Below are 21,673 nucleotides of genomic sequence, written 5' to 3' on the forward strand. Positions count from 1 at the left end.
CACCTTTCAGATGCCCAGACCTATGACTGATTTGCCGGATACCGACTTCACCCAACGCTTCATCTTCGATGAGAGCGACGCCCGTGGCGAACTGGTGACGCTGGAGCGCAGCTACGCCGAAGTCCTTGCCAAGCACGCCTATCCCGAACCGGTGGCGCAACTGCTGGGCGAGTTGATGGCGGCGGCGTCGTTGCTGGTCGGCACCTTGAAGTTCGACGGCCTGCTGATTCTCCAGGCGCGTTCCGAAGGCCCGGTTCCCCTGCTGATGATCGAGTGCTCCAGCGAGCGCGAGATCCGTGGCCTGGCCCGCTACGACGCGGCGCAGATCGCGGCGGATGCGACCCTGGCCGACATGATGCCCAATGGCGTCCTGGCCTTGACCGTGGACCCGACCCAGGGCCAGCGCTACCAGGGGATCGTCGACCTGGACGGCGCCACCCTGGCCGAATGCTTCACCAACTACTTCGTCATGTCGCAGCAGACCGGCACTCGTTTCTGGCTCTACGCCGACGGCCGCAATGCCCGTGGCCTGCTGCTGCAGCAACTGCCGGCCGACCGCCTGCGCGATCCTGAAGAGCGCGCTGCCAACTGGCAGCACCTCACCGCCCTGGCCAGCACCCTGACCGCCGATGAACTACTTAGCCTGGACAACGAAACCGTGCTCCATCGCCTGTACCACGAGGAGGCCGTGCGCCTGTTCGATGTACAGCCGCTGCGCTTTCGCTGCAGCTGCTCGCGCGAGCGCTCGGGCAATGCCCTGGTCAGCCTGGGGCTGGAGGATGCACAGCAACTGGTGGTGGAACATGGCGGCAGCGTCGAGATCGACTGTCAGTTCTGCAACCAGCGCTATCTGTTCGACGCGGCCGACATCACGCAATTGTTCGCCGGTGCGGGCGTCGAGTCACCGTCAGATACTCGTCACTAAAACGTTTCAGCGAAGGTAAATCACCTAGCCAACGCCGGAATTACGCCATGCTGACGGGAGGACCCTACTATTTTCGGGCTTTTCTGGCATAATCCGGCGCACTTTTTTCGCGGTAGTAGTGCGCGAGTTTCTACTACAAAACGTTTGAGCAATCGGCCATTGGCCGACGACGGGGAACCTCATGACGCAAGCCAAGAACACCGTGTACACCGACCTGAGCGTCGATGAGCTGGTAAAAGAAGCGCTGTCCCGCGGTGAAGGCGAGTTGGCCGATACTGGCGCGCTGACGGTCAAGACCGGCCACCGCACTGGCCGTTCGCCGGCGGATCGTTTCATCGTCGAAGAGCCTTCCACCCAGGACGCGATCGCCTGGGGCCCGATCAACCGCAAGTTCCCGGCCGACAAGTTCGATGCCCTGTGGGCTCGCGTCGAGGCGTTCAACAACGCCCAGGAACACTTCGTTTCCCACGTCCACGTAGGGGCTGCCGCCGAGCACTACCTGGCCGTCAAGATGACCACCCAGACCGCCTGGCAGAACCTGTTCGGTCGTTGCCTGTTCATCACCCCGCAGCAATACAACCCGGCAGGTCGCGAAGAGTGGCAGATCCTCAACGTCGCGAACTTCGAATGCGTGCCCGAGCGTGACGGCACCAACTCCGACGGCTGCGTCATCCTCAACTTCGCCCAGAAGAAAGTGCTGATCGCCGGCATGCGTTACGCCGGTGAAATGAAGAAGGCCATGTTCTCGGTGCAGAACTTCCTGCTGCCAGCCGTCGACGTACTGCCGATGCACTGCGCCGCCAACATCGGCGAAGAAGGCGACGTGACCCTGTTCTTCGGCCTTTCGGGCACCGGCAAGACCACCCTGTCGGCCGACGAAAGCCGCTACCTGATCGGTGACGACGAGCACGGTTGGGGCGAGGGCGTGGTGTTCAACATGGAAGGCGGCTGCTACGCCAAGTGCATCGACCTGTCCGAGAAGAACGAGCCGGTCATCTGGAAAGCCATCAAGCACGGCGCCGTGCTGGAAAACGTGGTCCTGGACGATGCCAAGCAGGCCGACTACGCCGATGCCAGCCTGACCCAGAACACCCGCGCCGCCTACCCGCTGGAGCACGTCGAGAAGCGTTCCGAGCACAACCTGGGGGGCGAGCCCAACGCGGTGATCTTCCTGACCTGCGACCTGACTGGCGTCCTGCCTCCGGTGTCGATCCTGAACAACGAGCAGGCGGCCTACCACTTCCTGTCCGGCTACACCGCGCTGGTCGGTTCCACCGAAATGGGTTCGGGCGGCGGCATCAAGTCGACCTTCTCCACCTGCTTCGGCGCACCGTTCTTTCCGCGTCCGGCTGGCGAATACGCTGAGCTGCTGATCAAGCGCATCAACGGCTTCGGCTCCAAGGTCTACCTGGTCAACACCGGCTGGACCGGCGGTGGCTACGGCGTCGGCAAGCGCTTCAACATCCCGACCACCCGTGGCGTGATCGCAGCGATCCAGAGCGGTGCCCTGGTCGGTGCCGAGACCGAGCACCTGGACATCATCAACCTGGACGTGCCAAAAGCCGTTCCGGGCGTCGATACCGAGCTGCTCAACCCACGCAACACCTGGGCTGACAAGGCCGCCTACGACGAAGCCGCCAAGGCCCTGGCCGGCCTGTTCATCGAGAACTTCAAGAAGTTCGAAGTGAGCGACGCCATCAAGGCTGCCGGTCCGAAGCTGTAAGCCTCGACCTGCCATGAAAAAGCCGCCCTTCGGGGCGGCTTTTTTGTGCGCGGCGTATCGACAGGGCGGCGGCGTTCCGGGCGCGGACGTTTACCTGGCTTTAACCCCTGGCTCAGCCCTTCAAGTGCAGCGCCAGGGCGCCCAGCAGCACCAGCGCCACTCCTGTCACTTGCACCTTGGACAGGCGTTCCTTGAAGAACAGGTAGCTGAGCACCGCGGCGATGCCGCCGGACAAGGTACTGATCACTGTCACCACCGACACCGAGCCGTGCATGGCGCCCCAGGAAAAGGCAAAGAACGCGCCGAGGTTCATCAGGCTGGAGCTGGCCAGGGTGCCGCAGCTTTTCAGGGGAGGCAGCTTCAAGCCGTCCTGGACCTTGAGCATCATCAGTAGCGATACGCTCGATCCCACCACGTAACCCAGCCACAGCATGCTGACCGGACCCATCTGCGGCAGGGTATAGCGCCCCTGCAGCCAGAAACTGGTGCCGTACAGGCAGGCCGACAGCAGGGCGTAGACGATCGAGCGACTGGCATCGGTGTTCTGTGGCAGCTTGGGGCCAGAATGAATGCTGGAGAGAATCACCCCCACCACGCAGACCAGGATGCACAGCAACTGGACCAGGCTGATGTGCTCGCCGCTGGCCCAGGACAGCAGGGTGGTGACCACGCCGTAGGAGGTCACCAGCGGGGCGATGATGGCGGCCTTGCCCAGGGCGAAGGCCTTGCCCAGGGCCAGGGCGCCGGAGAGGGTGAAGCAGGCGGCGAGCATGCCCATCAGCCAGACATCCAGCGGCGCGGCCAGGGCCTTGAACAGGAAGGCGGGGAAGAGTGCCAGCAGCAGGCTCATGAGGATCACGCCCAGTGTCTGGCTGAAGAACACGGCGCGCTTGGCGCCCACGGCGCGGACATTCAGGCCCACGAGAAAATCGGTGCCGCCCCAGAGCACGGCGGCGAGCAGCCCCATCAGTACATCCACGGCTTCTTCCTTGTTTTATTGTTGTAGGTCCTGGAGGCTTTCCAACTCCCGGGTGTCCCAGCGGCGCAGCCTGATCGCCTGGTACAGCATGCCGATGGTCAATGGCAGCTTGTCGCCCCGGCCCTTGGCCCGGCGCTTGAGGTGCGGATCGAAACCTTCGGGCTGGAAGTAGCGGTAGCTGTCGAAGTCGGCGAGGTCGAGCTCGAACTGCTCTTCCAGGGCCAGCAACAGATGCCGGGCATCGGCACCGTCGCAACCCAGGTCGAGGTTGATCGCGGTCTTCAGATGCAAGGTCTTGCGTTCGGGCAGGCCGATCTCCTCATGCAACAGTTGCATCAGTTGGCGCATGCTCGCGTCGTCGGGAAAGCCGGGGGCCAGATGCATGGTCGCGATTCGCTACGGCTCTTGGAGGAGGTGGAGTGTAAGACGATCCGGTGGTGGCTTTTCAAGCCCTTCGCAGCATATCCGCACAAGTCCCTGCGAATTTTCGACTGCATCCCATTGCTCAGCATTTTCCTGTCCTGGGTCGAGCATTGGCGGGCGAAAATGTGTATGGTGCGCCGCTGGTGGAGGGGCCGAGTTCGAGCTGCGGCCAGATTCGTTTACAGGGATTTTGCTATGGCTTGTATGCGCCTGGTGGCGGTGTTGTGGCTAGGGATGGTGATGAGCGTGGTGCACGCCCAGCCGTTGTCGATCCAGGTGCTGGACGCCGTGGCCAAGGACTCGCCTGCGGCCGAGGCCCAGGTGCAGTTGCAGCGGGGCACGAGCCTGGTCGCGGGGGCTTCCGATGCCCAGGGACGGGTGGTGCTGGACGTCCCCGACGATGCCGGCGGGCTGCTGATCCGCAAGCCCGGTTACGCCGACCTGCGAACCCAATGCCCCTGCCAGGGCCTGGTCTACGCCCTGAGTCCGGTAATGGACAAACCTTCCAGCCTGCGGGTAGTGCTGACCTGGGATGCCCCGGGCGAAGACCTGGATGCCCGGCTGATCTATTCCCGCGCGGCCTTGTCGTTCGTTGCCAGCCAAGGACCCGGGGCGCGGCTGGAAAGAACCAGCGACGACCATCATGGCGCGGAGACCATCACCCTCGATGAGCGCCTGCCCGGCGAGTCCTACCTGTATGCCGTGCATGACTTCACCCATGGCAACCATCCCGAGTCCCTGCACCTGGGCCGCAGCCGGGCCCAGGTCTTCGTCTATCGTGGTGCCAGCCTCATTCGTAGCTATCGGGTACCGGAGCAGCGCCGGGGCAACCTCTGGGCCGTGTTCCGCCTGAGTGCCGATGGCCAGCTGGAGGATATCGACCGGGTGGCGCAGACCAGCAGCGAACCGAACGGCACCTACAGCGACCTGAATTCGTTGCTCGAGCAGATGCGCACCAGCGACCAGCAAGTGCCCGCGGACATGGGACCAGCCGAGGCCAAGGCGCTCAATCGCAAGGGCGAAGAGGCCTACCGCAAGGGCGACTTCGGCGGGGCGGGTATCTATTACCACGAGGCCATCGAGATGGCGCCGGGTTTTGCCCAGGCCTACAGCAACCTGGCCTTGAGCCAGCGCAAGAACAGCCGGCCCGACGAAGCCATACGCGCCGACCGCCAGGCCATTGCCCTGGCCAGCGGTCCGGCGGCCGCGACGATCCGGGCCAGTGCCTACTACGACATGGGTCGGGTTTTCGAGGGGGCTGGGCAGTTGGCCATGGCCTTGGAGAATTACCGCAAGGCCCGCGAGCAGAGGGCCAACCCGGTGTACGACCAGGCCATAGAGCGGCTGCAAAAACCCTGAGCCCCAGGCTGGATGTTGTTTTTGCGCGGCGCGCTGGCAGGAGCGTCCCGTGCATCCATGGAGATTGATATGCGCAATGGTGTTTTCCCCTGGCTGTTGGCGTTGTGCCTGTGCAGCGTCTCGGCCCAGGCGGCAGGCCCTCTAGTGTTCGCTACCATCGATCGCAGTGGCTGGCCGACGCCCCTGACCAGTTCGGTGGATTTCGACACCGCCTCCCGGGCGGAAATCCTGATGTTCGGCAAGGCCCTGCTGGCCAGTGAGAGCCTGGATGAGGGAGCCCTGAAGCAACGTCTCGGGGTACGGCAGCTGGACCTCAAGTCCATCGACCGGGTGCGCCAGCGCTTCTGGGAGTTGCTGCTGGTCAACTATCGCCTGGCCAGCCACGATTGCGACAGCGCACCGTTCTGCCAGCCCGTGCGCAATCTCGCCGAGTTGCGCCAACTGGTGGCCGGCTTCACCGGCGAGAGCAAGGACACCTACGACGCCTGGGCCCAGGCCAGCTCGCGCTTCCACCAGCAGTACCTGCATGAGCAACTGCGCCTGGCGGCCCTGTTTCCCACGGTCAGCAGCGAGATCCAGCGAATGGATCCGGCGGAAAGACTGGGCGATGAACTGGCTGACCGGCAGTTCCTGCTGACCTTCGACGATGGTCCCAGCCCGCGCGGTGGGCATAGCGATGAGCTGGCGGCGGTGCTGCAAGCCCATGACCTGCATGGGCTGTTCTTCGTCTTGGGAGCGCCGTTCCAGGCTCGTTTGCAGCGGACCTCGGCCGGGCAGTTGCGCGAGCTCTACAACGGTCAATGCGTGGGCCTGCATGGCTGGGAACACAAGTCCCATGCCTCCTGGAGCCGGTGGCAGGATTCCCTGGTCGACAGCGCCAGCCTGGTCGGTCGCTCCCTGGAAGGGGAATACCTGCCGCTGTTTCGCCCGCCCTATGGGCAACGTCGCAGCGACGCTGGTGTTTTCCTCAAGAGCCACGGCCTGCAATTGATGCTGTGGAACATCGACTCCCAGGACTGGAGCAAGAAGGTCAGCGCCCAGGCCGCCGCCCAGCGGGTGCAGACGCTGATGCTGTTGTGGCGGCGCGGCATCGTGCTGTTCCATGACGTCCACCCCAAGGCGGCCCAGGCCGTGCCGCTGCTGGTCGAGGCCAACCAGCACAATGGCGTGCAATGGCTGGACTGCCGCAGCCTGCGCTAGCCGCTCCCTGCCAGTGATCCGGCCACCGTCCTGGTGTGCCGGTATCATCCGGTAGCGCTTTTCTCCACGACCTTTCCTCGATCCGCCGACCCACCGCGCTAGTCTTCAACGACGCTCAGCGGTCAAAGGAGTGACTCCCATGTACAGCACCCTCGAACAGGTCTTCGGTTATCCAGGCTTTCGCCCGGGCCAGGAGGCCACCATCAGCGCGGTGCTGGCCGGGCGCTCGGCGGCGGCGATCTTTCCCACCGGTTCCGGCAAGTCCCTGTGCTACCAGCTGCCGGCCCTGCTGCTGCCGCACCTGACCCTGGTGGTGTCGCCGCTGTTGGCCTTGATGCAAGACCAGCTGGCCTTTCTCCAGCGCCATGGCATCGCCGCGGCGAGCATCGATTCGGCCCAGGGCCGCGACGAGGCCAACCAGGTGATGGCTCGCGCCCGCTCCGGGGAACTGAAGGTCCTGATGATCTCGGTGGAGCGTCTGAAGAACGAACGCTTTCGCAACTTCCTGCAGCAGGTGCCCATCTCCCTGCTGGTGGTGGACGAGGCCCATTGCATTTCCGAGTGGGGTCACAACTTCCGGCCCGACTACCTGAAGCTGCCGGACTACCAGCGCCAGTTCAACATCCCCCAGGCCCTGCTGTTGACCGCCACGGCCACCCCCAAGGTGATCGCCGACATGCAGGCGCGCTTCGCCATCGCCGCCGCCGATGTGGTGACCACCGGTTTCTATCGACCCAACCTCAACCTGCTGGTGGAGCCGGTCGCCGGGGCCGCCAAGCGCCGGCGGCTGGTGCAGTGGCTGGGCGAGCGGGAGGGACAGCCGAGCATCGTCTACGTGACCCTGCAGAAGACCGCCGAGCAGGTCGCCGAGTACCTGGACCAGCAGGGCATTGCCGCCCAGGCCTACCACGCCGGTTTGCCCCATGAGCAGCGTGAGGCGATCCAGCGCCGCTTCATGCAGGGGCACAGCCAATGCATCGTCGCCACCATCGCCTTCGGCATGGGCATCGACAAGAGCGACATCCGCAACGTCGTGCATTTCGACCTGCCCAAGTCCATCGAGAACTACAGCCAGGAAATCGGCCGCGCCGGGCGCGATGGGCAACCCTCGGACTGCCTGGTGCTGGCCAACCGCGACAGTCTCAACGTGCTGGAGAACTTCGTTTACGGCGATACCCCGGAACTGAGCGGGATCCATTGCGTGCTCGACGACTTGCTGGCCGCGGCGCCCACCGGGCAGTGGGAAGTGTTGCTGGGCCCCTTGGCGGACCAGAGCAATATTCGCCAGTTGCCGCTCAAGACCCTGCTGGTGCAGCTGGAACTGCGTGGCCTGATCGCTCCGCGCTATGCCTATTTCGCCGAATACCGCTTCAAGTTGCTGCTGGAGCCGGCTGATCTGCTGGGGCGTTTCGAAGGCGAACGGCGGGACTTCGTCGAGGCCATCCTGCACACCTCCAGTCGCGCCCGGACCTGGGCCACGGTGGATTTCGACGCGCTCTACGACCATTGCCAGGCGCCGCGCCAACGGGTGGTGAAGGCCCTGGACTACTTCCAGGAAAAAGGCTGGGTGGAGCTGGAAAGCAAGCAGATGACCGAGGTCTACAGCTTGTTGCAGAGCGACTTCGATGCGCCGGCGCTAAGTGCCGAGCTGCACGGCTACTTCACCCGTCACGAGACCAGCGAGATCGCGCGGATCCACGCCATGCTCGACCTGTTCGCCAGCGAGCAGTGCCTGGGGCATCGGTTGTCGGAGTATTTCGGCGACCGGCAGGCACCTCGGCAGTGCGGGCATTGTTCGGTGTGCCGGGGCCAGGTGGCGCGCTTGCCCGAGCCCCCCGCGCTGCCTGCGCTTGTGGATAAGAACTTCGCCGGCTTGTGTGGCGATTTTATCCACAGGCACCAGCAGCACACCGGGGCTCTTCCCGGGGCAGAGCGCCTGACGCGTTTTCTCTGCGGCATCAGCGTGCCGTTGTTCACCAAGCTCAAGGCCCGTGGCATCCCGGGTTTCGCCGCCTTGGAGGACTACCCCTACGCCGAGGTGCGGCAATGGTGCGAGAGCCATTTGCCGGCCTGAAGCCGAGTGCCTTGCTCCTGATGGCGATCCATCTGCTGAATGTCGCGCATCACAGGAATAAATTTCAAAAATGATGCTCGCCTGACTATGGTGGTGCCTGACCCAGGATCGCCTACAGGAAGGAGAGCCGCCATGAGCCAGAGGGCATTCGATATTCAGCGCGCCGCGGTGATTGGCGCCGGCACCATGGGCCGTGGCATCGCCATGTGCCTGGCCAATGCCGGCCTGCCGGTACTGTGGCTGGACAAGGACCCGCAGATGCTCCAGCAGGCGCTGGCGGCGGTGGCCCAGACCTATGCCCACGGTGTGCGCCAGGGCCGTATCGAGCAGGCTGAAGCCGACGCGCGGCTGGCACGGATCGGCATTGCCGACGGTTATCCACAGCTGGCCGAGGTGGACCTGGTGATCGAGGCGGTGTACGAGAACCTCGAACTCAAGCAGCAGATCTTTCGCCAGCTGGACACCGTCCTCAAGCCATCGACGATCCTGGCCAGCAACACTTCGGCGCTGGATATCGATGCCATTGCCGCCGTCACCCAACGGGCGCCCCAGGTGCTGGGAATGCATTTCTTCAGCCCGGCGCACATCATGAAGCTACTGGAGGTGGTACGCGCGGCCAAGACGGCACCGGCGGTGCTGGACGCGGCCCTGGCCCTGGGCCAGCGCATAGGCAAGGTCAGCGTGGTGGCTGGCAACTGTTTCGGGTTCATCGGCAACCGCATGCTCAACACCTATGTCCTCGAGGCCCGCAAGATGCTCCTGGAAGGAGCCTTTCCCTATCAGGTAGACGGTGCCTTGCAGGCGTTCGGTTTTGCCATGGGGCCGTTTCGCATGTACGACGTGGTGGGCATCGACCTGGGCTGGCGTGCCCGGCAACTGGCCGGTACCGGGCAGGATGCGCCGCAGGTCCAGGTCGATAATCGCTTGTGCGAACTGGGTCGTTTCGGTCAGAAAAGCGGCGCGGGCTATTACCACTACGAGCCCGGTAGCCGCCAGGCCGAACACGATCCGCAAGTGGATGCGCTGGTGCTGCAGGTCAGCGAAGGCCTGGGTTACCAGCGGCGGGATATCGGCCCCGAGGAGATCCTCGAGCGCTGCCTGCTGGCCCTGGTCAACGAAGGGGCGAAGATCCTCCAGGAAGGCATTGCCGGCTCGGCCCATGACATCGACCTGGTCTATCTCAACGGTTATGGCTTTCCCAGGGAGCGGGGCGGGCCGATGACCTGGGCCGATAACCAGGGCCTGGAGCAGATCCGGCTCCGGTTGCTGCGCCTGGAGGCCGAGCATGGTGCCCATTGGCGGCCGGCGCCGTTGATCGAGGATCTGTCTGGCGCAGGAAAAGGGTTTGCCCAGGCTTAGTCGCCTGGGGTGAAATGCCCGGCGATCAATCGCTCAATCCATGGGAGACCGTCCTGATGTCCGAGCCTGTGCCACAACGCGGCGACTACCGCCATTTCCAGCCGATCACCACCCGCTGGCATGACAATGACGTCTATGGCCATGTGAACAACGTCACCTACTACAGTTTTTTCGACACGGCGGTGAATACCTACCTGATCGAGCAGGGTGGCCTGGATATCCACGAGGGCGAGGTGGTGGGGTTCGTGGTCAGTTCGGCTTGCGATTATTTCGCGTCCATCGCTTACCCCGAACGTATCGAAGTCGGCCTGCGGGTCGGCAAGCTGGGCAACAGCTCGGTGCAATACGAGCTGGCGGTGTTCAAGCTGGGGGAGGGGGAGCCATGCGCCGCGGGGCGCTTCGTCCATGTATTCGTGGATCGGGCATCGAACCAGCCGGTGCCGATTCCAACGGTCCTGCGCGCAGCCCTGGAACAGCTGGCCTGAGTCTCGAAACTTGATTGACTTGCGGACCCTGTAGCCGCTGCCACAGGCTGCGACCGGCGCCGTAGGAGAGGCCTGAGCTCGATCCTCGGGGCCAGTACCGCAGCGTCTGGTCTGGCGAGGCCCTTGGCCTCGCGTCCAGTGTGCGTAGCAGCTACAGGGGGCCGGGCCGATCAGTCGTCGTAGTGACGATGCTTGCGGTGGCCATAGGCATGACCACGGCCACGGTGGCCGTCGCGGTAGTAGCGGCGGTCGCGATCGCGGCGGTATTCGCGATCCTCCCGGGCGCTTTCGTTACCCATGTAGTTACCCAGCGCACCGCCGGCGCCACCGCCGGCCGCCGCACCGATCAGGCTGCCGGTGCTGCCGCCCATGCTGCGGCCCACGACGTTGCCGCCAGCCGCGCCCAAGGCGCCACCGATGGCTGCCTGGCCACGGCTGCGCTTGTCGGCGCCCACCGCGCTGCCGCCCGCGCCGCCGATGGCCGCGCCAATGGCCGAACCGGTATTGCCGCCCAGTTGCTGGCCGACCACCGAGCCTAGAACCCCGCCCAATGCGCCGCCCACACCTGCTTCAGTGGTGCCACCGGCAGAGGCGACGCCGCTGACCAGGCCAAGGGACAACAAGAGAATCGAGGAGAACTTCATACATGAGCCTCAAAGGGATGACGGCGCGATCCTGAGGCTGTACCGCGAGGCTTACAAACGAAATCCGACGAATAGCACGAGTTGTACACAATCGCATAACTTATTGTTTTTAATGGGGAACTTAAGTGATTTTCGCAGGTCTACGGTTACTTGACGAAGGCCGCTCCCTGCATGCAGGGGCGGCCTTTTTCGTGCCTGGGGCAACGCTGTTGCAAGCGTGGAGGATCAGGCCGAGCGGGCCATGATCAGGCCGTTGTCACTGGCAGCTTCCAGGCGGATGGCGATGAACTTGGAGGTCGGTGTGTGGCTGCCGTCGCCGGTGCTTTCCAGCGGCACCAGCGGATTCACCTCCGGGTAGTAGGCCGCAGCCTGGCCGGTCGGGATATCGAAGGCCAGCAGGGTGAAACCCTTGACTCGCCGTTCGCGGCCATCGTTCCACAACGACACGATGTCGGCTTTCTGCCCCGGCTTGAAACCCAGGCGGATGATGTCCGCTTCGTTGGCGAACAGCACGTCGCGCTGGCCCTTGACCCCACGATAGCGATCATCGAGGCCGTAGATGGTGGTGTTGTACTGGTCGTGGGAGCGCATCGATTGCAGGATCAGGTCCGGCAACTGGCCACTGGCCCGGGTGCGTTCGTCGATCAGGTCCCTAGGCAGCAGGTTGGCGCGGAAGTTGGCGCGTCCCGAAGGGGTGTTCCACTGGCGGGCGCCGGCGGCGTTGCCCAGGTAGAAGCCGCCTGGGTGCTTGAGCCGCTCGTTGAATTCCTTGAAGCCCGGGATGGTGTCGGCGATCAGGTCGCGGATGCGCCCGTAGTCGGCTGCCAGCCAGCTCCAGTCCACCGGGCGGTTGCCCAGGGTGGCCGAGGCGATGCCGGCGAGGATCCAGGGTTCGGAACGCATGTGCACCGACAGCGGCTGCAACTGGCCGTTGGAGGCGTGGACCATGCTGAAGGAGTCTTCCACGGTCACCGCTTGCGGGCCGCCGGCCTGCAGGTCGATGTCGGTGCGGCCCAGGCACGGCAGGATCAGTGCATCCTTGCCGTGGGCCAGGTGGCTGCGATTGAGCTTGGTGCTGATCTGCACGGTGAGGTCGCAGTTGCGCAGGGCCTGGAAGGTCCGCTCGCTGTCCGGAGTGGCCTGGGCGAAGTTGCCCCCAAGGCCGATGAATACCTTGGAACGGCCTTCGAGCATGGCGTGGATCGCCTCGACCACGTTATGGCCGTTGGTCCTGGGCGCCTTGAACTGGAAGCGCCGCTCCAGGGCGTCGAGGAAGGCCACCGGCGGCCGCTCGTTGATGCCCATGGTGCGGTCGCCCTGGACGTTACTGTGGCCGCGGACCGGGCACAGGCCGGCGCCGGGCTTGCCGATGTTGCCGCGCAGCAGCATCAGGTTGGCGATTTCCTGGATGGTCGCCACCGAATGGCGATGCTGGGTAATGCCCATGGCCCAGCACATGATGACGTTCTTGCCCTTGGCATACATGCGCGCCGCCTGTTCGATCTCCACCAGGGTCAGGCCCGACTGCTCGACGATCTGCTCCCATGGGGTGTCGTCGAGGGTGCCCAGGTATTCCAGCACCTGGGCGGTGTGGGTGTTGAGGAAGTCGTGGTCGAACACGGCTTCGGTCCCGGCCTTCTGGGCATCGCGTTCCCATTGCAGGAGGAACTTGGCCATGCCGCGCAGCAACGCCATGTCGCCACCCAGGGCTGGGCGCAAGTACGCGGTGTTGGTGGGGCGGTTGCCGTTGGTGAGCATCTCCAGGGGATTCTGCGGGTGCTGGAAGCGTTCCAGGCCGCGCTCCTTGAGCGGGTTGACGCACACTACCTGGGCACCGCGCTTCACCGCCTCGCGCAGGGGTTCGAGCATCCGCGGATGGTTGGTGCCGGGGTTCTGGCCCCAGACGAAGATCGCGTCCGAGTGCTCGAAGTCGTCGAAGGTCACCGTGCCCTTGCCCACCCCGACGCTCTGCGCCAGGGCCACGCCACTGGCTTCGTGGCACATGTTCGAACAGTCGGGGAAGTTGTTGGTGCCGTAGGCCCGTACGAACAATTGATAGAGATAGGCCGCCTCGTTGCTGGCCCGGCCCGAGGTATAGAACTCGGCCATGTCCGGGCTCGGCAGGTTCAGCAGGTGCCGGGCGATCAGGCTGAAGGCGTCTTCCCAGCTGATGGGGCGATAGCGGTCGGTCTGCGCGTCATAGCTCATCGGCTCGGTCAGTCGGCCCTGGTACTCGAGCCAGTAGTCGCTCTGTTCCAAGAGGGAGCTGACGCTGTGCCTGGCGAAGAAGGCGCCGTCCACCCGGCGCTTGGTGGCTTCCCAGTTCACTGCCTTGGCGCCGTTTTCGCAGAACTTGACCATGCCGCTTTCCGGCGAGTCGCCCCAGGCGCAGCCCGGGCAGTCGAAGCCACCGTTCTGGTTGGTCTTGAGCATCATGCGGATGTTCTTCAGGGCGTTGTCGCTGGTCAGCCAGGCCTGGGCCACGCTGATCAGGGCACCCCAACCGCCGGCCGGCCCCTTGTAGGGCTTGTAGCGGGCCACGGGTTTCTGGTCGGCTTGGTTATGTGTACTCACGGGCGACTCTCCATCGCGGGGCTGTCGGGCCGCAGTGCGCTGCGATGCGGCAGGTGGACAAGGTAGTGACGGTGATGACGCGGCCCTTGCCGGGAGTGGCGCAAGCTCGAGAAGCGAGCACGGGGGCGGGCCTCGCAGGAGCTGGCGCTGCGCAGGGCGGGCGTTTGGCGTTCATCGGGGGATCAGCGGCGTACTGGTGGCCAAGCCTAAGCGCGGCATTGTGTCGCGTCTAATTGCTAGTACTGATCCCTTGATAGATAGCGTCGATCAACGATCGTCGAGGAGTTCACGGTAGAGGGCGAAGCAGGCCTCGGCCGGGGCCGAGCGTGGCGCGCTGCGGCGCATGATCAAACCCAGGCGGGCCAGGGTCTGGGCATCTTCTATCGGCTGCAGGCGCAGGTGTTCGGTCATGGCTTGCAGGCCGCTGCCCAGGGGCATCACCGCACAGCACAGGCCGCCGTGGACCATCTGTACCAGTTGATGGACGGCGTCGGTTTGCAAGACTGGTTGCGGATGCAGCCCGCGGATATGGAAGTTGTGATCGATGGACTGGCGAAAATGCATGCCGCTGGTCAGCAGGCCCAGGGGCAATTCTGTCAGCGCCTCCCAGCTCAGGGGCTGTTCGCCGAAGCTGAAATGCCGCTGGTCGTACAACAACCCCATGTGGGTCTGGGCCAGGGGCAGGGAGTCGAAATGCTCGCCGTCCAGGCGTTCCAGGTAGGACACCCCGAGGTCCAGGCGATTGCTCGCCAACTGCTCCAGAATCTGCTCGGAACTCAGGGAGCAGAGTTCGAAGCGCAGGTGCGGGTGTTCGGCATGCAGGCGCTGTATCAGTGGCTGCGGGTCGAAGCTCGATAGCGGTACCACTCCCAGGCGCAAGGTGCCCACCAGGTTACCCCGGCAGGCGGCGGCCTCGGCCAGCAGTCCGTCGTAGGCGGTGAGCACGGTGCGGGCCCAGGCCAGGACTCGCTCGCCGGGCGCGGTGAAGCCTTCGAAGCGCTGGCCCCGGTTGACCAGCGGCAGGTCGAGTTCTTCCTCGAGGTTGCGCAGGCGCATCGACAGGGTCGGTTGGGTGATATGGCAGCGCGCGGCGGCCTGGCCGAAGTGGCGGGTTTCATCCAGGGCGATGAGGAATTTCAGCTGCTTGATGTCCATCTTCGCTCCGGTACGGCAAAAGGCCGGGATTCTACCGTGCCAGCGCGGCCTGGGTCAGTGGTCGGCCGGGAACCTGGATCGGCCAGGCTGGTCTAGTCTTTCGCATCTGGAACTATCAACCAAGGAGTGTGCGACATGAGCATTTTCAGCTTTGTGAAGGAAGCGGGCGAGAAACTGATCGACCTGCTGACCCCCGGTAACGCCAATGCCAGTGAGCAGCTCAAGGAGCACATCGCCAAGGTCGGCCTGGGCAACCCCAATGTCCAGGCGACGGTGGAAGGCGACAAGGTCATCGTCAAGGGCGAGGTGGCGAGCCAGGAAGAGAAGGAGAAGATCCTCCTGGCCCTGGGCAACATCGCCGGCGTCGGCAGCGTCGAGGACCAGATCACCGTCAGCGGCCCGGCCGCGGCTACGGCGGTCTTCGTCACCGTGAAGAAGGGCGATACCCTGAGTGCCATCGCCAAGGCGCAATACGGCGATGCCAACAAGTACAACAAGATCTTCGAGGCCAACAAACCCCTGCTGTCCCATCCGGACAAGATCTATCCGGGCCAGGTCCTGCGCATTCCCGAGTGAGTCGATAGCCCGCGTCGCCAACAGGCCTGCGCGAATGCGGGCCTGTTACTCGACCAAGCCCTCGAGCAATTCCCGATAATCCCCTAGCGCCGCGAATTCCTCCGTGTCCTTCGGCCCCTTGCGGCTGTCCGGCTGGCTGACCGCGAGCAATTGCGCGATCCCGAAGTCCCGGGCGCTGCGCAGGATCGGCAAGGTATCGTCGATGAACAGGCTGCGGGTCGGGTCGAAGCGGATATCGGCCTGCAGGGCTTCCCAGAATTGCGGATCCTCCTTGGGAAAACCGTAGTCGTGGGAACTGATCAGGCGTTCGAAGTAGGGTGCCAGCTCGATCCGCTCCAGCTTCAACGACAGGGAGTCGCGATGGGCATTGGTGATCAGGACCACCCGCTTGCCGGCGCGCCCCAGTGCTGCGAGGAAGGTGTCGGCGTCCGGACGCAGGGCGATCAGGTGGGCGGTTTCCAGCTTCAGCTCGCGTACCGGCAGCTTCAGCTCGGTGCTCCAGAAGTCCAGGCAATACCACTGCAACCGACCGGCGTTACGCTCGAACAGCGGGCGCAGTTCCAGTTCCGCCATGGCCCGGCTCACCCCGTGCAGCTCGGCATAGCGCTGGGGCAGGTGCTCCAGCCAGAAATGGTTGTCGTAGTGCAGGTCCAGCAAGGTGCCGTCCATGTCCAGCAGGACGGTATCGATATCGCGCCAGGGCATCAGGGCCATTGACTACTTCTCCAGTGGAAAACGATCGACCGCCAGGGCCGGCGAAGCGGGAGGGGCCAAGGCCGTGCACCCGGCGTAGAAAAACGGCCCCGCCAGGGGCGATCACACGCAGTAAACAATAGGTCTCGCAGCGCCTGCGCGCCGCCGCAATCTGCAACCCAGTCACTTTCAAACAGGCTGTATAGTAACCCGCTATCGCCAAGGAGCCCGCCATGCGTCAGAAACCCACCGTACTCGCCCGAGAGATCGTCGCTTCCAGTCGCCTGTTCTGTGTCGAACAGCTGCAACTGCGGTTCGCCAATGGCGCCGAACGCACCTACGAGCGGCTGGTGGGACGGGGCGCGGGTTATGGTGCGGTGATGGTCGTGGCGATGCTCGATGCCGAGCACGCGGTGCTGGTGGAGGAATACTGCGGCGGCACCGATGCCTACGAGCTGTCCTTGCCCAAGGGCCTGATCGAGCCTGGCGAGGATGTGCTGGCGGCGGCCGAGCGTGAGCTCAAGGAGGAAGCCGGCTTTGGTGCGCGGCAGCTGGAGCACCTGACCGAGCTGTCGTTGTCCCCGGGCTACATGAGCCAGAAGATCCAGGTGGTGCTGGCCACCGACCTGTACGAAGAGCGCCTGGAGGGTGACGAGCCCGAGCCAATGCGGGTCGACAAGGTCAACCTGCGAGAGTTGTCCGCCCTGGCGCAGAATCCCCAGTTCAGCGAAGGCCGGGCCCTGGCCGCGTTGTACCTGGCCCGCGACCTGCTGAGCCAGCGCGGGGTCTTTCAAGCATGAGTGAGATATCGATGACGCTTCCCCATCCTTTCCTGGCTCCGGTAATGGAGTTGGCGCTGCGTGCCGGCGACGCCATCCTGCCGTTCTGGCGCGCCGATGTGGCGGTCGAGCACAAGGCCGACGAATCCCCGGTGACGGCGGCCGACCTGGCCGCGCACCACTTGATCGTCGCCGGTCTCAAGGCCTTGGCCCCGGACATCCCGGTGCTGTCCGAGGAAGACGCCGACATTCCCCAGGCGACCCGGGCCAGCTGGCAGCGCTGGTGGCTGGTGGACCCGCTGGACGGTACCAAGGAGTTCATTGCCGGGAGCGAGGAGTTCACCGTCAACATCGCCCTGATCGAGCAGGGGCGCGTGGTGTTCGGCGTGGTAGCGATGCCCCCCAATGGCCGTTGCTACCTGGGTGGCGCCGGCCTGGGCGCCTGGCGTGCCGAGCGCGGCCAGCCGCTGCGGGCGATCACTGTGCGCGAGCAACCGGTGGCTGGCGAGGCCTTCACCGTGGTGGCCAGCCGACGCCATTCGAGCCCGGCGCAAGAGCGCCTGCTCAGTGGCTTGAGCGCCACCCTGGGTGAGCTGAAACTGGCCAATATCGGCAGCTCGTTGAAGTTCTGCCTGCTGGCCGAAGGGACGGCGGACTGCTATCCACGGCTGGCGCCCACATCGCAATGGGACACGGCGGCGGCCCAGGGCGTGCTCGAAGGCGCCGGGGGCGAAGTGCTGGATCTTGCCGGCGCGCCGTTCTGCTATCCGCCCCGGGAGTCGTTGCTCAACGATTTCTTCGTGGCATTGCCCGCCAAGGCACCTTGGCGGGCCAGGCTGCTGGAACTCTGTGGCGCCCAGGACGGGCAGAGCTGATACCGCAGGCGGCCCGAGCCCCGGGTGAAGTCCCGGGGCAGGCCGGTTTCAGCGGTGCAGCACGTACTGGCCGGCGAACAGCACCGCGTCTTCTTCGCTGCCGGCATTCACCACCTTGGTGTGCAGGGTCAGGCGCGCCCGACCGTAGCGCTGGTACATCGACAGGAATTTCTTCCAGACCTTGTCCTCCGGGGCCGCGCAGATCGCCTGGGCGTCACCGGTGACCGGCAGCGGGTAGCTGATTTGCCCTTCCTGGATGACGATGTGCCCGTCCTCGATTCCCTCCTCCCTGAGCCGCAAGTGCAGCCAGCCCCAGCCAGCCAGTACCGCGCCGCAATAGAGGCTGCCACCGAACATGGTGCTCTTGTGGTTCACGTTGGCCTCCAGGGGCAGTTGCAGGCGTAGTTGTTGCGCCTGCCAGTCGAGCACCTTCAGGCCCATTTCCCGGGTCAGGGGAATGTCATGGTGGAGGATGGATTCCAGGTATCGACTGTCGCGGTTCATGCACGGGCCTCGGGGGTCGGGAGATGGCTGGGAGTGGTTCATTCCGATTCGTCGCCGGGTTGTCCGGCGCCGCTGTCTGCGAAGTTCAGGCCATGCTTGCGCAGCTTGTCGTGCAGAGTCTTGCGCGGGATGCCCAAGGCCTCGGCGAGACTGCGCAGCGAGCTGTGGGGCTGGGTCATTTCGGCGGCGATCAGCGATTTCTCGAAATGCTCGACCTGTTCGCTCAGGCCGCCGCCGATCGGCGTTGCGGTCGCGGCCGGAGCCTGGCTTGGATCACCGTTGTCCAGGGCCAGCTCCAGGCCCAGGGCGAAGCGTTCGGCGACGTTCTGCAATTCGCGCACGTTGCCCGGCCAATCGTGGCGCAGCAGCAGGGCCCGGTGTCCCGGTTGCAGTTCCTGGGCCGGCAGGCCGTGGCGGTTGCTGGCTTCATCGGCAAAGTGCTGGAACAGCATCAGCACATCTTCGCCGCGCTCGCGCAGTGGCGGAATCCGCAGCGGCGCCACGTTCAGGCGGTAATAGAGGTCGGCGCGAAAGCGCCCCTGGTCCGCCGCCTGGCGCAGGTCTTCCTTGGTCGCGGCGATGATGCGGATATCCAGCGGGATCAGTTGGTTGCCGCCCAGGCGCTCCACCACCCGTTCCTGGAGCAGGCGCAGTAGCTTGACCTGGACATCCAGGCTCATGCTTTCGATTTCATCGAGGAACAGCGTGCCGCCATTGGCGAACTCGAACTTGCCGATGCGGCGCTTTTGCGCGCCAGTAAAGGCTCCAGGCTCATGGCCGAACAGTTCGCTCTCCACCACCGACTCCGCCAGGGCCCCGGCGTTGATCGCGACGAACGGCCCGTTGCGCCGTCCCGACAGGTCGTGCAGGGCCCGGGCCACCACCTCCTTGCCGGCCCCGGTTTCGCCGAGGATCAGCACATCGGCGCGGGTCGCTGCCAGGGCGCCGATCTGCTGGCGCAGGCGCAATATGGGAGCCGATTGGCCCACCAGCCGGGCGTTCAGCTCCTGGCGATCGCTCAGGGCCAGGCGCAGGCAGCGGTTGTCCAGCACCAGGCGGCGCCAGGCCAGGGCGCGGCGCACGCTGTCCAGCAGGGCATCGCTGGCGAAGGGTTTCTCCAGGAAGTCATACGCCCCGGCGCGCATCGCCTGCACCGCCAGGGGCACGTCGCCATGGCCGGTGATCAGCAGCACTGGCAGCTCCGGGTCCTGGGCGTGCAACTGGGCCAGCAGTTCCATGCCGTCGATGCCGGGCATGCGGATATCGCTGACCACTACCCCCGGCCAATCCCGTTCCAGGCGCTCGGCCAGGCCCTGGGCTTCACCCAGGGACAGGACCTTGAGCCCGGCCAGGTCCAGGGTCTGGCTCAAGGCCTGGCGCAGGTGCGGGTCGTCGTCGATCAACACCACTTGCAATTGGGGGGCGAGGCTGTCGGGACGGGTCATCGGTGGCTTTCCAGGTCGTGTCGTGGCCAGCCATGCCTGGCCGGTCCATGGATTATCGGCTTGCGGGCTGCGTCGTGTCTCATACTCCGCGATCCTCGGACGGCTGCGGACTGACCCCTGGAGCCCCGGCTCGCAGGCGCAGAGTGATCAGCGCACCGCCTTCGCGATGGTTGGCGAACGACAACTCGCCGCCGAAAGCCCGCATCAGCGTGTCGCAGATCGCCAATCCGAGTCCCAGGCCCTGGGTTCGCGTCTTGGTGGTATAGAACGGCTCGCCAGCCCGGCCCAGGGCTTCCATGCAGAACCCCGGGCCGTTGTCGCGAATGCACAGGTTGACGCCCGTGGCGGTGGATTCGGCACTCAGCCACAGCTTGCGCGGTGGGCCTTTTTCGGTAAGGGCATCCAGGGCGTTGGCCAGCAGGTTGCCCAGCACCTGGCGCAGGCGGGTTTCCCCGGCTTCGACCCACAGGGTGGCGGCCGGCAGGTCGCGGATCAGCTCCACATCCATGGCCCGGCGCCGCTTGGCCAGCAGGGCCAGGGCATCGTCCAGGGCCGGCTGCAGGGCGACGCTCTCCGGTGCGTGGTGATCGCGCCGGGCAAAGGCCCGCAGGTGGGTGATGATCGAGGCCATGCGCCCGGTCAGTTCGCTGATCAGCTTGAGGTTGGCCCGGGCATCGTCGGTGCGTTGATGGTCCAGCAGCACCTCGGCGTTCTCCGCATAGCTGCGGATCGCCGCCAGGGGCTGGTTGAGTTCGTGGCTGATGCTGGCGGACATGGTGCCCAGCGCCGAGAGCTTGCCGGCCTGGACCAGGTCGTCCTGGGCGCGCACCAACTCCTGCTGGGCGTTCTCACGCTCCAGCACTTCCTGTTTCAGGCGCCGGTTGAGGTTTTCCAGGTCGCTGGTGCGTTCGGCCACGCGCATCTCCAGCTCGCGTCGCGCCTTGCCTTCGAAGGCGATCCGCTCCAGGTAGTGCCGGCGCCGCTGCATCATCAGCCCGAGCAGCAGCATCAGCACCAGCAGCGCGGCGGCGCCCACCGCCACCACGGTTCGTACTGGGCGGTCGATGAGTGTCCGCGGGGCGAGGATGCTGACGCTCCAGCCGGTCTCCTCGATCTTCTGGGTCTGGGTCAGCCAGGCATCGGGATTGAGGTTCAACGGACGCGGGTCGCGGGTCGGGTAGGGCTGGATGGCGTCGATCGCCTGGTGTTCCTGTTCGCTCAGGGCCCGGGTCGCGCGAAATCGCCATTCCTGGCGCGAGGTCAGGATCACCACGTCATTGTGGTCGGTCACCAGCAACTGTTCCGGGGTCTTGCCCCAGAGGCGCTCGGTGTGGTCCAGGTCCACCTTGACCACCAGCACGCCGAGCATGCGCTCGCCGTCGCGCACCGCGGCGGCGAAAAAATAGCCACGCTTGGCCGAGGTGGTGCCCAGGCCGAAGAAGCGCCCCAGGCGCCCGGCCATGGCCTCGCTGAAATAGGGGCGGAAGGCGAAGTTACGCCCGACGAAGCTGTCGTGCTTGTCCCAGTTGGAGGCCGCCAGGGTGTTGCCGCTGGTGTCCATCAGGTACATGACCTCGGCACCGGTCTGGGCGCTGATGTTCTTCAGCAGGCGGTTGGCGTTGCCTTGGGTCACGCCATCGTCCGGGGCGCCCAGTACCGCCCGTAGTGCGGGCAGGTCGCCGAGGATCTGTGGCAGCACCTCGTAGCGGTGCAGGGTGCCCAGCAGGTTGGCCACGTACAGGTCCAGGGTCTGGCGGTTCTGCCCGGCCAGCTCATTGCGGTAGTAGCGTTCCGCCAAGTGCTGCAGTGGCCACAGCAGCGGTGCCAGGCACAGCGCCAGCAGGGCCAGGCTGCGCCAGCGAGGACGACGGGGAAGGGGTGGGGTCATGGAAACGGCGCCT

At 65.1% G+C, this 21,673-nt stretch carries 19 protein-coding genes; 10 read left to right on the plus strand and 9 right to left on the minus strand.

Annotated features, from left to right (window positions below; genetic code table 11):
• Positions 1-22 precede the first annotated feature (22 nt).
• Together hslO and H7A76_RS03860 are read left to right on the plus strand one after the other, a co-directional pair.
• Positions 23-925 (plus strand): Hsp33 family molecular chaperone HslO, encoded by a 903-nt coding sequence (gene hslO, locus H7A76_RS03855; RefSeq protein WP_185697286.1) that lies wholly within the window; start codon positions 23-25, stop codon positions 923-925.
• Positions 926-1,106: 181 nt separating this feature from the next.
• Complete coding sequence (locus H7A76_RS03860; RefSeq protein ID WP_185697287.1) at positions 1,107-2,648, plus strand: phosphoenolpyruvate carboxykinase; 1,542 nt, start codon at positions 1,107-1,109, stop codon at positions 2,646-2,648.
• A 112-nt stretch (positions 2,649-2,760) separates the two neighbouring features.
• Here H7A76_RS03860 and H7A76_RS03865 read toward each other — a convergent pair whose 3' ends face one another.
• Positions 2,761-3,615 carry a DMT family transporter gene (locus H7A76_RS03865; protein ID WP_185697789.1) on the minus strand — a complete coding sequence of 285 codons (855 nt, stop codon included), beginning with the start codon at positions 3,613-3,615 and terminating at the stop codon, positions 2,761-2,763.
• A gap of 27 nt (positions 3,616-3,642) precedes the next feature.
• A complete protein-coding gene (locus tag H7A76_RS03870; protein WP_185697288.1) occupies positions 3,643-4,011 on the minus strand; it encodes a DUF1493 family protein in 369 nt (122 codons plus the stop codon).
• Between the two features lie 234 nt (positions 4,012-4,245).
• On the opposite strand from H7A76_RS03870, the gene H7A76_RS03875 reads away from it, so the two are divergent.
• The 5 genes from H7A76_RS03875 (at position 4,246) to H7A76_RS03895 (ending at position 10,527) form a co-directional block, all read left to right on the plus strand.
• Entirely contained in the window at positions 4,246-5,409 is a 1,164-nt protein-coding gene (locus H7A76_RS03875; RefSeq protein ID WP_185697289.1) for a tetratricopeptide repeat protein, read from the plus strand.
• Between the two features lie 69 nt (positions 5,410-5,478).
• Positions 5,479-6,609, plus strand: a complete 1,131-nt coding sequence (locus H7A76_RS03880) for a polysaccharide deacetylase family protein (protein WP_185697290.1) — start codon at positions 5,479-5,481, stop codon at positions 6,607-6,609.
• A gap of 139 nt (positions 6,610-6,748) precedes the next feature.
• Positions 6,749-8,683 carry an ATP-dependent DNA helicase RecQ gene (locus H7A76_RS03885; RefSeq protein WP_185697291.1) on the plus strand — a complete coding sequence of 645 codons (1,935 nt, stop codon included), beginning with the start codon at positions 6,749-6,751 and terminating at the stop codon, positions 8,681-8,683.
• Between the two features lie 132 nt (positions 8,684-8,815).
• Positions 8,816-10,042, plus strand: a complete 1,227-nt coding sequence (locus H7A76_RS03890) for a 3-hydroxyacyl-CoA dehydrogenase (protein ID WP_185697292.1) — start codon at positions 8,816-8,818, stop codon at positions 10,040-10,042.
• A 56-nt stretch (positions 10,043-10,098) separates the two neighbouring features.
• A complete protein-coding gene (locus H7A76_RS03895; protein ID WP_185697293.1) occupies positions 10,099-10,527 on the plus strand; it encodes a thioesterase family protein in 429 nt (142 codons plus the stop codon).
• Between the two features lie 170 nt (positions 10,528-10,697).
• Here the strand turns inward: H7A76_RS03895 and H7A76_RS03900 are convergent, their stop codons facing one another.
• The 3 genes from H7A76_RS03900 to H7A76_RS03910 form a co-directional block, all read right to left on the minus strand.
• The gene (locus tag H7A76_RS03900; protein ID WP_185697294.1) at positions 10,698-11,171 is read right to left on the minus strand and encodes a YMGG-like glycine zipper-containing protein; all 474 of its coding nucleotides are present in this window, start codon (positions 11,169-11,171) and stop codon (positions 10,698-10,700) included.
• A 225-nt stretch (positions 11,172-11,396) separates the two neighbouring features.
• Positions 11,397-13,745, minus strand: coding sequence for an FdhF/YdeP family oxidoreductase (locus H7A76_RS03905; protein ID WP_185697295.1), 2,349 nt, complete (start codon positions 13,743-13,745; stop codon positions 11,397-11,399).
• Between the two features lie 267 nt (positions 13,746-14,012).
• On the minus strand, positions 14,013-14,900 hold the full coding sequence (locus H7A76_RS03910; RefSeq protein WP_185697296.1) for a LysR family transcriptional regulator: 888 nt from the start codon (positions 14,898-14,900) through the stop codon (positions 14,013-14,015).
• 135 nt (positions 14,901-15,035) lie between these two features.
• Between H7A76_RS03910 and lysM the strand changes: the two genes are divergently transcribed.
• Positions 15,036-15,476: a peptidoglycan-binding protein LysM gene (gene lysM / locus H7A76_RS03915; protein WP_185697297.1), complete on the plus strand. Its 441-nt coding sequence runs from the start codon at positions 15,036-15,038 to the stop codon at positions 15,474-15,476.
• A gap of 45 nt (positions 15,477-15,521) precedes the next feature.
• On the opposite strand, the gene yrfG is transcribed toward lysM, so the two are convergent.
• On the minus strand, positions 15,522-16,190 hold the full coding sequence (yrfG, locus tag H7A76_RS03920) for a GMP/IMP nucleotidase (RefSeq protein ID WP_185697298.1): 669 nt from the start codon (positions 16,188-16,190) through the stop codon (positions 15,522-15,524).
• Positions 16,191-16,402: 212 nt separating this feature from the next.
• Between yrfG and nudE the strand changes: the two genes are divergently transcribed.
• Positions 16,403-16,969 (plus strand): ADP compounds hydrolase NudE, encoded by a 567-nt coding sequence (gene nudE / locus H7A76_RS03925; protein WP_185697299.1) that lies wholly within the window; start codon positions 16,403-16,405, stop codon positions 16,967-16,969.
• Positions 16,970-16,980: 11 nt separating this feature from the next.
• Entirely contained in the window at positions 16,981-17,823 is an 843-nt protein-coding gene (gene cysQ, locus H7A76_RS03930; protein WP_185697300.1) for a 3'(2'),5'-bisphosphate nucleotidase CysQ, read from the plus strand.
• 48 nt (positions 17,824-17,871) lie between these two features.
• On the opposite strand, the gene H7A76_RS03935 is transcribed toward cysQ, so the two are convergent.
• From H7A76_RS03935 to H7A76_RS03945, 3 genes are all read right to left on the minus strand, one after another.
• Positions 17,872-18,327, minus strand: coding sequence for a YiiD C-terminal domain-containing protein (locus tag H7A76_RS03935; RefSeq protein WP_022644228.1), 456 nt, complete (start codon positions 18,325-18,327; stop codon positions 17,872-17,874).
• Between the two features lie 38 nt (positions 18,328-18,365).
• Positions 18,366-19,772, minus strand: coding sequence for a sigma-54-dependent transcriptional regulator (locus tag H7A76_RS03940; RefSeq protein ID WP_185697301.1), 1,407 nt, complete (start codon positions 19,770-19,772; stop codon positions 18,366-18,368).
• A 79-nt stretch (positions 19,773-19,851) separates the two neighbouring features.
• Complete coding sequence (locus tag H7A76_RS03945) at positions 19,852-21,660, minus strand: ATP-binding protein (protein WP_185697302.1); 1,809 nt, start codon at positions 21,658-21,660, stop codon at positions 19,852-19,854.
• Positions 21,661-21,673 lie beyond the last annotated feature (13 nt).

Source organism: Pseudomonas sp. MSSRFD41 (assembly GCF_014230245.1).
In the GTDB taxonomy this organism is placed as follows: domain Bacteria; phylum Pseudomonadota; class Gammaproteobacteria; order Pseudomonadales; family Pseudomonadaceae; genus Aquipseudomonas; species Aquipseudomonas piscis.

Excerpts from the sequence above, each read along its gene's own strand:
- H7A76_RS03910 (WP_185697296.1), bottom strand. The coding sequence starts at position 14,900 with ATGGACATCAAGCAGCTGAAATTCCTCATCGCCCTGGATGAAACCCGC.
- lysM (WP_185697297.1), top strand. The coding sequence starts at position 15,036 with ATGAGCATTTTCAGCTTTGTGAAGGAAGCGGGCGAGAAACTGATCGAC.
- H7A76_RS03865 (WP_185697789.1), bottom strand. The coding sequence starts at position 3,615 with ATGGGGCTGCTCGCCGCCGTGCTCTGGGGCGGCACCGATTTTCTCGTG.
- nudE (WP_185697299.1), top strand. The coding sequence starts at position 16,403 with ATGCGTCAGAAACCCACCGTACTCGCCCGAGAGATCGTCGCTTCCAGT.
- hslO (WP_185697286.1), top strand. The coding sequence starts at position 23 with ATGACTGATTTGCCGGATACCGACTTCACCCAACGCTTCATCTTCGAT.
- H7A76_RS03880 (WP_185697290.1), top strand. The coding sequence starts at position 5,479 with ATGCGCAATGGTGTTTTCCCCTGGCTGTTGGCGTTGTGCCTGTGCAGC.
- H7A76_RS03940 (WP_185697301.1), bottom strand. The coding sequence starts at position 19,772 with ATGACCCGTCCCGACAGCCTCGCCCCCCAATTGCAAGTGGTGTTGATC.
- H7A76_RS03895 (WP_185697293.1), top strand. The coding sequence starts at position 10,099 with ATGTCCGAGCCTGTGCCACAACGCGGCGACTACCGCCATTTCCAGCCG.
- H7A76_RS03900 (WP_185697294.1), bottom strand. The coding sequence starts at position 11,171 with ATGAAGTTCTCCTCGATTCTCTTGTTGTCCCTTGGCCTGGTCAGCGGC.
- yrfG (WP_185697298.1), bottom strand. The coding sequence starts at position 16,190 with ATGGCCCTGATGCCCTGGCGCGATATCGATACCGTCCTGCTGGACATG.
- H7A76_RS03860 (WP_185697287.1), top strand. The coding sequence starts at position 1,107 with ATGACGCAAGCCAAGAACACCGTGTACACCGACCTGAGCGTCGATGAG.
- H7A76_RS03890 (WP_185697292.1), top strand. The coding sequence starts at position 8,816 with ATGAGCCAGAGGGCATTCGATATTCAGCGCGCCGCGGTGATTGGCGCC.
- cysQ (WP_185697300.1), top strand. The coding sequence starts at position 16,981 with ATGACGCTTCCCCATCCTTTCCTGGCTCCGGTAATGGAGTTGGCGCTG.
- H7A76_RS03945 (WP_185697302.1), bottom strand. The coding sequence starts at position 21,660 with ATGACCCCACCCCTTCCCCGTCGTCCTCGCTGGCGCAGCCTGGCCCTG.
- H7A76_RS03885 (WP_185697291.1), top strand. The coding sequence starts at position 6,749 with ATGTACAGCACCCTCGAACAGGTCTTCGGTTATCCAGGCTTTCGCCCG.
- H7A76_RS03875 (WP_185697289.1), top strand. The coding sequence starts at position 4,246 with ATGGCTTGTATGCGCCTGGTGGCGGTGTTGTGGCTAGGGATGGTGATG.
- H7A76_RS03935 (WP_022644228.1), bottom strand. The coding sequence starts at position 18,327 with ATGAACCGCGACAGTCGATACCTGGAATCCATCCTCCACCATGACATT.
- H7A76_RS03870 (WP_185697288.1), bottom strand. The coding sequence starts at position 4,011 with ATGCATCTGGCCCCCGGCTTTCCCGACGACGCGAGCATGCGCCAACTG.